10 protein-coding genes are annotated in these 11,039 nt (G+C 42.5%); all 10 read left to right on the forward strand.

Annotated elements, in window-relative coordinates; translation table 11 throughout:
• Window positions 1–43 precede the first annotated feature (43 nt).
• The 10 genes from G8759_RS30610 to G8759_RS30655 all read left to right on the forward strand — a co-directional run bounded on the left by G8759_RS30610 (window position 44) and on the right by G8759_RS30655 (window position 11,008).
• A complete protein-coding gene (locus G8759_RS30610) occupies window positions 44–730 on the forward strand; it encodes a sugar transferase (RefSeq protein ID WP_167216811.1) in 687 nt (228 codons plus the stop codon).
• Window positions 731–757: 27 nt separating this feature from the next.
• Complete coding sequence (locus tag G8759_RS30615) at window positions 758–2,206, forward strand: oligosaccharide flippase family protein (RefSeq protein WP_167216813.1); 1,449 nt, start codon at window positions 758–760, stop codon at window positions 2,204–2,206.
• Window positions 2,207–2,212: 6 nt separating this feature from the next.
• Window positions 2,213–2,875 (forward strand): acyltransferase, encoded by a 663-nt coding sequence (locus G8759_RS30620; protein WP_167216815.1) that lies wholly within the window; start codon window positions 2,213–2,215, stop codon window positions 2,873–2,875.
• A gap of 12 nt (window positions 2,876–2,887) precedes the next feature.
• Window positions 2,888–4,273, forward strand: a complete 1,386-nt coding sequence (locus G8759_RS30625; RefSeq protein WP_167216817.1) for a hypothetical protein — start codon at window positions 2,888–2,890, stop codon at window positions 4,271–4,273.
• Between the two features lie 58 nt (window positions 4,274–4,331).
• On the forward strand, window positions 4,332–5,132 hold the full coding sequence (locus G8759_RS30630; protein ID WP_167216819.1) for a glycosyltransferase family 2 protein: 801 nt from the start codon (window positions 4,332–4,334) through the stop codon (window positions 5,130–5,132).
• Window positions 5,101–6,216, forward strand: coding sequence for a hypothetical protein (locus G8759_RS30635; RefSeq protein WP_167216821.1), 1,116 nt, complete (start codon window positions 5,101–5,103; stop codon window positions 6,214–6,216). Before G8759_RS30630 ends, G8759_RS30635 begins: the two co-directional genes overlap by 32 nt.
• A complete protein-coding gene (locus G8759_RS30640; protein ID WP_167216823.1) occupies window positions 6,213–7,247 on the forward strand; it encodes a glycosyltransferase in 1,035 nt (344 codons plus the stop codon). Before G8759_RS30635 ends, G8759_RS30640 begins: the two co-directional genes overlap by 4 nt.
• Window positions 7,248–7,262: 15 nt before the next feature.
• Complete coding sequence (locus tag G8759_RS30645) at window positions 7,263–8,399, forward strand: glycosyltransferase family 4 protein (protein WP_167216825.1); 1,137 nt, start codon at window positions 7,263–7,265, stop codon at window positions 8,397–8,399.
• A gap of 13 nt (window positions 8,400–8,412) precedes the next feature.
• Window positions 8,413–9,558 carry an acyltransferase family protein gene (locus G8759_RS30650; RefSeq protein ID WP_167216827.1) on the forward strand — a complete coding sequence of 382 codons (1,146 nt, stop codon included), beginning with the start codon at window positions 8,413–8,415 and terminating at the stop codon, window positions 9,556–9,558.
• A gap of 481 nt (window positions 9,559–10,039) precedes the next feature.
• A complete protein-coding gene (locus G8759_RS30655; protein ID WP_167216829.1) occupies window positions 10,040–11,008 on the forward strand; it encodes a polysaccharide lyase in 969 nt (322 codons plus the stop codon).
• Window positions 11,009–11,039 lie beyond the last annotated feature (31 nt).

An 11,039-nucleotide genomic window follows, 5' to 3' on the forward strand; every position in this document is an offset into this window, starting at 1 on the left:
CGAAATGACTTTAAGTTAACGGACTACTAACCCGCTCATTCACATGCTCGACTTTTCATTGCCGTCGCTCAATGACCCAGCGGTAATCAACGAATCGTTTTCAGCAGAAGGTAATGCTACAACCAGATCGGCTCAGATATACCGATGGGTAAAGCGTCTGTTCGATGTTATGGTATCCAGTGTGGTCATTATTTCGCTGCTGATCTGGCTGGTGCCTGTAATTGGTTTGCTCATTCGGCTGACCTCACCCGGCCCAATCGTATTCATGCAATTACGAACGGGCCGGAATGGTCGTCCATTTCGATGCTTCAAGTTTCGTACGATGACTTACGAACGGGAAGCCGAATTTCGGCAGGCCACTAAAAACGATATGCGTGTAACCCGCGTTGGGCGCATCCTGCGCAAATCGAACCTCGACGAACTGCCCCAGGTTTTTAATGTGCTGCTGGGCGATATGAGCATTGTGGGGCCTCGCCCCCACCCGATTCAACTGGATGCGAAACACTGGAAAACGTTGCCGGGTTACCCGGCCCGGTATGTGGTAAAGCCAGGAATTACAGGGCTGGCCCAATCGCGGGGTTGCCGGGGCGAAACGGCTCATGTGCTTGACATGAAGCACCGAGTCCGTTACGATCACCTTTATATCCGCAGGCAATCGTTACCGCTGGACCTTAAAATCTGTTTCTGGACAGCCTACAAAATGGTGAAAGGTGACGAAAAGGCGCACTGATTCACACCACCAACTTATCTGATAAGCATGAAGTTACTGCATAAAAATTCATTGAGTGGCGTTGGACAATTGGTACTAACAGCCGGTCTGACCTTTTTCAGTATACCTATATTTATCAGAACATTAGGTGATGAAGCTTATGGAGCTTTCTCAATCGTAACATTGGCTGGCAATCTTAACATTTTTGCTAACCTCGGCTTAAACACCGCTTTACTTAAGTTTCTGTCGGTACAGGGGAAATCGAAAGAGTCTGACCATGATATTGCCCTGACGCTTGGACTGCTACTGCTGATTATGGTTCCGTTAAGTACGCTTGCCATTTATCAACAATCATACATTTTGCAATCTATGCTAGGTATGTCGACCAAGCTTTATATTCAGGTGGCTACCTTATATCGATGTGTTGTGGTAGCCAATCTGATTATTCTGCTGGGTCAAACATTCACTACGGTTCTGGACTCCCAACAGCGTATGTACCTGACGAATTTTTATCAGCTGATTTACAGCATCCTATACTGGGGTGGGCTTATAGTAGTCGTTAGCCTCGGTTATGGACTCCCTGAAATCGGATTTATTATTCTGGCGGCTGCTATAATTTGGTTTAGTCTGGTACTTATAGCAGCCTGGCGAATTTGGGGATGGTTGCAATTAGAAGGCTTGCGAGCTAACCTGGTCCGAATAGCTCGTAAACAGATATCATTCAGTTCTAAAGTGTACGCAGCTGGTCTACTAACTATGCTTTTTGAGCCTATGACCAAAGTGTTAGTTGCACGCCTGATTGGTGTGAGAGAAGTGGGATATTTAGAGATTGCCTATAAAGTTCGATCACAGCTGTGGGCACTGGTAACGAAGGTTACTTATCCGATTTACCCAAAAATTGCGCGTGAAAACGATCCCCACCAGCTTAGTCAACTTTTGGGTGGTTATCAAACAGGAATGCTACTGATTATGATGCCTTTCCTGTTGTTTTTATCGCTCGCATTGCCAGACTTATTTTTATTATGGTTGCCAACGACCACTACCATCATCGTAACAGCCACCCTCTATATTTCGGCAACGTTCGTCATCAACAGCCTGTCAATTCCCCCTTATTATTTTCTGATGAGCCGCCAGCATGTCAGTAAAACAGTCTGGATACAGTTAACAAATGTGGGCGTTAATCTACTTGTCATTCTGCTAACCTACCGCGTCATGGGCATTTATGGATTTATACTAGGAAATTCCATAGCTATTCTTACTTCTATGGTTTTATGCCTGTATTATCAGAAAAAATACCTTGGAAAACTGGCAATTGACATGGCTCATATACGTCGATTTTTGATAATTGTACTTCCAGTTAGTGGAATAGCCCTGGTTAGTAACTCACTGCTACATGAATCCTGGCTACGACTTGGTGTAATAGGCATTTTGACGGTAATTCTGTATGGCTTACTCCTGCGGAATTCTTACAAAATGTTGAAATCTATAGCTATCTAATTGACCATGAGAAAGTTATTGCGTAACATATCCCGCATGGTAAAAGAAAACCTAGCTCTGATTCGATCAACTATCACTTATCATAAAATCAAGCTATTTTACCCACGCGTCAAGTTGGGTCAGAATGTTCGGTTCTATGGACCAATTCAATTGCGGATTTCGGGAACAGCTACCGTTCATATTGGCGATAATGTTACGTTTCGCTCGTCGACTTCATACAATTTTGTTGGCATCAACAGACCTGTTTCAATTTACGTAGGTGATCAGGCAACGCTGGAAATTGGCCACAATTGTGGGTTTTCAGGAACAGCTATTTTCGTGACCAGTAGCATACATGTTGGTTCATATAGCAATTTTGGAGGCAACAGCAGTCTTTGGGATACAGATTTTCATCCGCTCGACTATAGGTTACGTCGCGTGCAGTTAGAAGGAACCAGAACGTCTCCTATCAAGATAGGCGAAGATGTTTTTATTGGGGCTAATGTATTAATTCTTAAGGGTGTTACAATAGGCCCACGGTCGATTGTAGGGGCAGGTTCGGTTGTGAGCAAAGCTATTCCGGCAGATCAGATCTGGGCCGGAAACCCGGCCCAGTTTATCCGCTATATACAATCAGCGCCTATTGATTACAATGCGAATTCGTCGCAGTTGGAAGTTTTACCTGCTTAAACCATTCGTCATATGCTGGGCATCTTATTAACATTGCTGGCGTTAATGTTATTCATTAACAAACGGTACGAATATTCTTTGCTGGCTTTTCTCTTATTAATCACAAACGGCTTCCAGATACTTCCATCCGCCGTTTTGTTAACGGGAGCCCCTGTCGAGAAACCGACAGATATGGCTATTTTTTTTGTATTGGGCGTCTTTCTTCATCGCTTCGATACAATAAGGCAGATTATTAGACATGAGCGTATTTTTCGCTGGCTACTTGCCTTTTTGGCCTTTATTGCACTGGATGCCATCTATAGTTATCAGGTGTTAGGATATGATCTTATAGGAATTCTTAAAGTTTTTCGAAATTACCTGTGTCTGCTCAGTTTCGGCGTGTTTGTCATGGTGCCTACTCCTGTTTTGCTTCGTGTATTACATGTATTAGCCGTTATTACAGTTATTCAGTGTATCCTATATCTAGCTCAGATACCCACTGGTGTCGCATTACTTCAAGCGGGTTCAGCCGGTAGTGAAATAACAGTTCATGGATCGGAAGAAACTGGATTTATCCGGTTTTATAACACGCCAATGTTTTTAACGCCTACGCTGTTTTATTATCTGTTTGTATTTCATTGTAAATCTCAAGTAATCCATAAACTGGTATTGAGTCTACTGATCTTGACAGTAGTGGCTCCTATGCACCGCAACTATATGTTTTGCTTAGCCTTGGTAGCCAGTCTGCATGTTTTATTCCATCAATCGCAAAAACGACGCATTTTATACATAGCGGGTTTGCTACTGATTGGTTTTGGGCTTTTAACGGTCGATCCCGTAAACAACCGACTGACTCAAGGCCTTGATGATTTTAAACAAACTTTTACCGGAAAGCAGTCATTTGCCAATAAAGATTATGACAATAACACGTTTGCTTACCGGATGGCCCATCTCTTCGAACGTATAGACTATGTCGTTAGCCAACCCGACCGGTATGTATTTGGTATTGGCCTGTTGTCAGAAGATACGCGTCAAGCTGAAAAATTACCTTTTAGTGTCGGCGTATTTAACGAACGTCTTGAACGAACCACACAAATAAATACTGGTGATATTGCATGGTCGTTACTGATTCTGCAACTGGGCTTTTTAGGGACAGGTTTATTCGTTCTGTTAATGATCCATTTTATCCGTTTTTTCTATCAACATCGATCAATTCCGTTCAGTGCACTCGGCCTATCGACACTTTCACTTACATTATTGATTTCTTTTACAGGAACCGAGATTCTGATGATTCCTTTTCGAACGTACTTATTACTATTGGCGGCTATTGTTGTAAAAATGGCTTATTCTCCTGGTGCTGTCTCCGTAAGCCCTAATCAGGCTCAGCCAATATATAATCAGCCCCTTGTACAGGTATAGTCAGGATTTGGGCTTTGCATCTGTTTAAACGTTATTATCAATAAAAACCGCACTAGCTATGAATGTAAAACTCCCCAAAGTGTCTATCATAACACCTTCCTATAATCAGGGGCGTTTTATTGAAGCCACTATCCAGTCAGTACTGAATCAAACTTATCCGAACATTGAATATATTATTATTGATGGTGGATCAACTGATCAGACAATGTCAGTCGTTGAGCGTTATCGTTCCCAAATCGATATAGTTATTCATGAGAAAGATCGAGGCCAGTCTGATGCAATTAACAAAGGGTTTAAACTGGCAACAGGCGAATTGGTTGGCTGGCTTAATTCTGATGACATTTTATATCCCGAATGTGTTGCCGAAATCGTGCGACTGTATGAACAACATCCTGATGGCTCCATCTATTATATTCCCCTACAAAATGGAATTGATGCTGCCGGACGTGTTCATAATCTGGCACATCGGGAAATTCCGGATAAACAATATCTGCTAAATGAAGACTATAGTATCATTCAGCCCTCTTCCTTTTATAACCGGAATAGTGTTATAAAAGCAGGGTATGTTGATGATAGAATTCACTATTGCATGGATTTGGACCTTTGGCTTAGGCTACTCGACTGGGGGCCCATTTACTACTCCAAAGTCAATGTACCCCTTTCCGGCTTCAGAAACTGGGAGCTTTCCAAGACAACAACTGGCACCGACAAATTCTTGAAAGAAATCGAGAAAACGCTGCTAAAGCACGGAGCTTCTGCTTATTCTAAAAATATGCGTAGAATCCAAATTAGTCTGCTCAAAGTTCACATCAAACGTTTCCTGCGCTATGAAAATGCACGTAAGCCTGTTCTATCATAAGGCCATTACCCCTCCTCATGCTAATCAGATCTTTACTGGTTTTAAAGCCTTGAGTAAACAGGGGTTAATTCAACTAAGCCTTCATCAAACCAATGAGTCTGTTTTTGTTGACGCTAGTTTACCAATCGTGCGGGCTTGTATTGATGGTGAAGTAAATCTCATTTATGATACGCTCGATGGATACCGATTTGATCATAGCTGTTCGCTCCAGGAGAATGTAAAACTGCTGGATAAGGTTTTGAATTCATGTGATTTTTATTTCAAACGGTCCTTCTCAAGTGCGTTAAACAGCACGCTCACAAATACCAACATCTACAGACTTGGCCTGAATGTTAAATTACATAACGAGCTGTACAGTGAGCTTTTGCACACAAAACTATTGTCAAAAGAGTTTGCCAAGCTACTGATTGGAAAGAGCAGAACACTGGCTAATCTATTTAATCAAGAATATTACGGTGATCATTTATTTCAGACTCTGAATTCACTTCCTGCAATTAAAAAAGATTATTTCTACCCAAACTCCATTTTATACTTAACCCGCTCCAGAGACCCGTATGGGCAGGCATTACCTGAAGATTTGGTAGAAGAAAGGCATTCCATGAATGAATTGCGGGCAGCCTGCATAAGAGCCTGCCGAAAAGAATTTGGTTCTTACTTTGTTGGGGGTATCTCCGACTCTGCCTTTGCCCGCTCAGCCTACCCCGATTTGGTTATGCCTAAATCGTTAACACGACAGTCGAACTATTTCAGGTTGATTCAGGAAGCGTCTATTTGTGTAGCGACAAACGGGCTGCACGACTCCATTGGCTGGAAGGTAGCCGAGTATGTATCTTATTCAAAGGCTATTGTATCCGAGCCTTTAAAATATGATCTGCCGGGCAATTTCAGCACACCAGCCAATTACCTTACGTTCGACTCTGTTGACTCTTTATTAAATCAAATCAATTATCTACGTCAGAATCAGGACAAACTAATTGCTATGATGAAGAGTAACTACGCCTATTATCATAACTGGGTTCGTCCAGACGCTATGGTTCTGAATACGCTACTGAAAGCAATGTCTCTGCAATCTCAGCTCGTATGAAAATCGTTCATATCAACTTTGGTTTAGAGACGGGTGGAATCGAAACCATGCTGGTGGATATTCTCAACGAGCAATGTGCGGATGCAACGGTATATTTATTACTGATCAATGAGCAGATCGACGTCAATTTGATAGCGACAATTGATCCTCGTGTGCAGATTTTGCGTATTGGACGCCCAAAGGGTAGCCGAAATCCACTGTACATTACAAAATTAAATGCAGCCTTACTCCGACTAAAACCAGATGTTGTCCATTGCCATAATCATCAGATTGCCAGGCTACTCTGGGGTCGCACCGGACGGCGCTATCTAACGATTCACGATGTACAGGTACCAACCTCCTATTTTGGTCGCTATGATAAACTATTTGCAATTTCCGACATCGTTCGGCAGGATGTTTTGCAACGAACAGGTCTGGATGCGTACCGGATTTATAATGGCATCCGGACAGAAGCGATTGTAGCCAGAACTGCCTATTCAGCAAATGATGTATTTCGAATTGTGCAAATCAGTCGCCTACAGCATAATAAAAAAGGCCAGCATATTCTGTTAAACGCTTTACGTGAATTGGTTTACTCTTACCACCTTACTCATCTGCGGGTTGAGTTCGTGGGTGAAGGTGATTCAAGGATTTATTTGCAACAATTAACCAATGAGCTTGGCTTGACCGACTATGTCACCTTTGCAGGCCTAAAAACCCGGGCCGACTTATACCAGGAATTACAAAATTATCACTTGCTGGTACAGCCTTCTCTCTATGAAGGCTTTGGCCTTACAGTAGCAGAGGGTATGGCCGCCGGAGTACCGGTATTGGTATCAGCCATTGACGGCCCGATGGAATTGATCGATAACGATCGATTTGGCTATTCTTTTCCTTCGGGCGATGCACATCAACTCGCCGAACGCATTCGGGGGTTGGTGCTGGATTACGAATCAAAAGCTGTCCGGACGATGGCTACCAGTGCCCGGCAACATGCCTGTACAACTTTCGATGTTCGACAAACGGCTAGTCGGTATCTGGCTAGCTATTGATAAGCTAAAAACACGATGATAACTGCCACTTCTCCTCCCAAAAACGATGATGCCTTAGTACCCCAAGGCATCGCAAAACAAGTGCTGACCGCTGGCCCTGATCATATAAACTACCGAGGTGGTATCGGCAGTGTTATGAATGTATATGCCCGTCATTTTGCCATTTACAAATGTGTTACCAGTCATAAACCAACTGCGAAAAAGTGGCAATTGATTCCGTTCTTCCTAAAACAGTATGGTCGATTTATCCAAACCTTATGGACTGATAATGACATTCGTATTGTGCATCTTCAGGCTTCATCGCATGGTAGTTTCTATCGCAAGCTAGTCTTGTTCATAACTGCTAAATATGGTTTTGGCAAGCAGGTTATTTACCATATGCATGGCTCTCGGTTTGAGAGTTTCTATCTGCAAAGCGATCCAGTAAGCAAACGTTTCATCCGTTTTCTGGTTGAACATGCCGACATGGTTATTGGCTTATCGACTTACTGGCAAGATTTCTTTGCCCAGAATTTCCAGACAAAACGTCTCGAGGTTCTCGGCAATGTTATTCATCAGCGCGAATCCAAAGATTCGCCACTAGATCTAAAGCCAGTTAACGGACCACTCAATGTTCTGTTCCTAGGAGCAATTGGCCATAGAAAGGGAATTTTCGACCTGCTGGATACGGTACGTCTTCATCAGGCAGCATTTAATGGTCGTCTATTGCTTCGGGTGGGTGGTAACGGCGAAACCGAACAATTACAAGCTTACATCGCTGAGCATAAACTCGAATCACTCGTACGGTTCGAAGGCTGGGTATCAGGCGAAAAGAAGCATGAGCTGCTGAGTATTAGTGACGTATATATTTTACCGTCCTACAACGAAGGGCTACCGCTCTCAATTCTGGAAGCCATGAATTACCATCTGCCTATTATTTCAACGCCAGTTGGTGGTACTGCCGAAGCAGTACATGAGGGTATTAATGGATTTCTGGTTCCCCCAGGCGACAAAGAAGAGATCTATAATCGATTACTCCGATTTATAGCCGAACCTGATCTAGTTACACAAATGGGAGCCGCTTCGGGGCGGATTGTTCAGCAATACCAACCTGAAACAATCTTTCCAAGACTGCGCGGTATCTATGAATCTATGCTGGTGAAAACAGCCTAAACCAATCTTCGGTATGCAAGCAAATACGACGTTACTCGCAGGCAAAAGCTACGTTCCTGCCTTAGACGGATTTCGGGGACTCGCTATTATGGTAGTCGTTATCAGTCACTATGGATTAGGTAAAGTGATTCCGGGTGGGTTTGGCGTTACTTTATTTTTCTTTATCAGTGGTTTCCTGATTACCAGACTTCTGATTGCAGAGTATGAAAAAGAGCACCGGATTGACCTGAAAAGTTTCTACATCCGACGGGTCCTTCGGCTCTATCCTGCTCTGTTTTTTATGGTTGCTATTGCCATTGGTTTTACGATGTTTATGGGCTGTGGGTTTCAGTCAGGTGCAGTCTTGTCGACTCTGTTTTATTATCGTAATTACTATATGCTCTTTGGCGGAAGCCTTAGTCCCGCTAACTGTACTCGTATTTTCGACATTACCTGGTCACTATCCATTGAAGAACATTTCTATCTCTTTTTCCCGTTGCTATTTATGGCCTTCTACCGTCGGCCTAAAATTCTGGCAACACTTATGGGGATCAGTATTGTATCAGTGCTAGCCTGGCGCTTATACCTTGTTGCTACAGAAGGCTTAACGGAACTGACCGTTTACCGAATTTACCATCTCACCGATACCCGGCTAGATGCCATTATGTTTGGTTGTCTTGTAAGTCTGATTTTACACCAAGACCAGGTAGCCCGTTACATTCGTATTGTGGGGCATCCAGCTGTGTTCGCCGGAGCGATTGGGCTACTATTTTTTACTTTCCTCTACCGAGACGGCACTTTTAGAGAAACCTGGCGCTATTCGCTACAGGCATTAGCCTTAAGCGTTATTCTACCAGCGGTGCTGTATGGAAAGTCTTATACTACCCTTATGCATTGGCTAAGTACACCCTGGCTTGTGACCATTGGTAAGCTGAGTTACTCGCTCTATCTGTTTCACTGGGTTGGCGTAAGTGTAGCAGAAAATTTGATTGGCGGAGAGCGTCTTAAGGCTCCCTGGCTCCTGACAGCCGTACCACTTGGACTGTTACTTAGTTTGTTAAGTTACAATTATATTGAAAAGCCTACAGCCAGGCTTCGGAAGCGATTCGGTTCCACCGTCGAAACAGCACCACTTATTGCCGATTCATCGCTGGTTACTGAACATCCCTCTGTGGGATAGATAGTTTTATTTCTTTTAAAATGCCCGTGATCATGGTTGTAGTACCATGATCACGGGCATTTTCTGTTAACAGATAAATTGAAATCTAAACTGTGTATAAGGACAAAAAAAAAGTAATGATAGTCATCAAATTGTACCGTATAGTAAATTAATCACTTTTAAAGGGTGCCACTTAAAACATTATGCATTTTGTTACTTCTATCAAAAAAACACCAATACGTAATTTTCACTAAATTTTAATATAAGTACTTCTACTTATTAAATTAAACTTAAAAATAGATCTGATAGAGTCATTATCAGCATTACACAAACATACAAATTTGAATAAATCCAAGTCAAAAAAATAGCCATCAAAATATAAACTACTCATTATCAACATATTAAAATAGTCACATTAAAAATCAATTAACACTAAACCAAGAGTCTAATTTGTGACTGAAAAAAAAGTACACTGTCATAATTCCAAAAACAGTGTACTTACATGAACCGTGCTTTTACTTCCTTTACTTATTTAACCACTTCTGTTAATAAGAATTTTTCTCTTGTATTCACGTATATTCAGGCTACTAACCGACTCGTCCGTTTAGCCGTGCTTACAACCCTATTGCCTCTCTTTTTCAATATAAGCCTCAGTAGCTGCACCCAGGCTGATACGATTTCACCAGAGAGCGAAAGCCATTCTTCTGCTCGTGAAGATGCAAGTGTACTTTATACAGATGGATTTGAAAATAATCAAATCGCTAACTTCTGGCGTACCGAATTACGCACGCCAACAGCCGGCTTAATTACAAGCGATAAGAAACGCGCCGGAAAACAAGCCATGCGTTTCTCATGGAAATCTAGCCAGGTTAATGGCACAAATGATATGCTACATTCAGAACTGGCTATGGGCAATACACCCATTGGCGAAACTGAAAGATGGTATGGTTATAGCTCCTATATGCCTTCATCTTCAATGGCGAATGAAGATCAAACCGTAATAGTTAGCCAATGGCATGGCCATCCTGATGCTGGATTTGAAGATAGCATTCCACCGTTGTGCATTGAAATCAAATCCAATGATATGCAACTGGTTTACTCAGCGTCTAATAAACCAATTATTAAGCCGTTGCAAAGTCCTACTTCAATGAAGCGTATAGATTTGGGAGCCGCTATTTTTGACCGTTGGGTTGATTATGTAGTCCATGTCAAATGGGACCCAATTGGAAAAACAGGCCAATTGCAGGTATGGCAGGACGGTGTTCTTTTAGTAAACGAGCAAGCAATTTCAATAGGCTACATCCAGAATCATAAACCATTCTGGAAAATTGGCCTCTATTGCTGGACAGGAAAATCGATATATGATGAGAAAGTTATGTATTACGATGAAGCGCGCGTTGGTGGCCCTTCGGCCAACTACGATGCAGTAAAGCCTGGCCGTAACGACAACTCAGCTAAAGACCAGCGTTAATTACCAAAAATCCGCTTCTGACAAATCAGAA

This window comes from Spirosoma aureum, assembly GCF_011604685.1.
Classification (GTDB): domain Bacteria; phylum Bacteroidota; class Bacteroidia; order Cytophagales; family Spirosomataceae; genus Spirosoma; species Spirosoma aureum.

Bases quoted from the DNA above. Each gene is read 5' to 3' on its own strand.
- G8759_RS30610 (WP_167216811.1), top strand. From the start codon at position 44: ATGCTCGACTTTTCATTGCCGTCGCTCAATGACCCAGCGGTAATCAAC.
- G8759_RS30615 (WP_167216813.1), top strand. From the start codon at position 758: ATGAAGTTACTGCATAAAAATTCATTGAGTGGCGTTGGACAATTGGTA.
- G8759_RS30620 (WP_167216815.1), top strand. From the start codon at position 2,213: ATGAGAAAGTTATTGCGTAACATATCCCGCATGGTAAAAGAAAACCTA.
- G8759_RS30625 (WP_167216817.1), top strand. From the start codon at position 2,888: ATGCTGGGCATCTTATTAACATTGCTGGCGTTAATGTTATTCATTAAC.
- G8759_RS30630 (WP_167216819.1), top strand. From the start codon at position 4,332: ATGAATGTAAAACTCCCCAAAGTGTCTATCATAACACCTTCCTATAAT.
- G8759_RS30635 (WP_167216821.1), top strand. From the start codon at position 5,101: ATGAAAATGCACGTAAGCCTGTTCTATCATAAGGCCATTACCCCTCCT.
- G8759_RS30640 (WP_167216823.1), top strand. From the start codon at position 6,213: ATGAAAATCGTTCATATCAACTTTGGTTTAGAGACGGGTGGAATCGAA.
- G8759_RS30645 (WP_167216825.1), top strand. From the start codon at position 7,263: ATGATAACTGCCACTTCTCCTCCCAAAAACGATGATGCCTTAGTACCC.
- G8759_RS30650 (WP_167216827.1), top strand. From the start codon at position 8,413: ATGCAAGCAAATACGACGTTACTCGCAGGCAAAAGCTACGTTCCTGCC.
- G8759_RS30655 (WP_167216829.1), top strand. From the start codon at position 10,040: ATGAACCGTGCTTTTACTTCCTTTACTTATTTAACCACTTCTGTTAAT.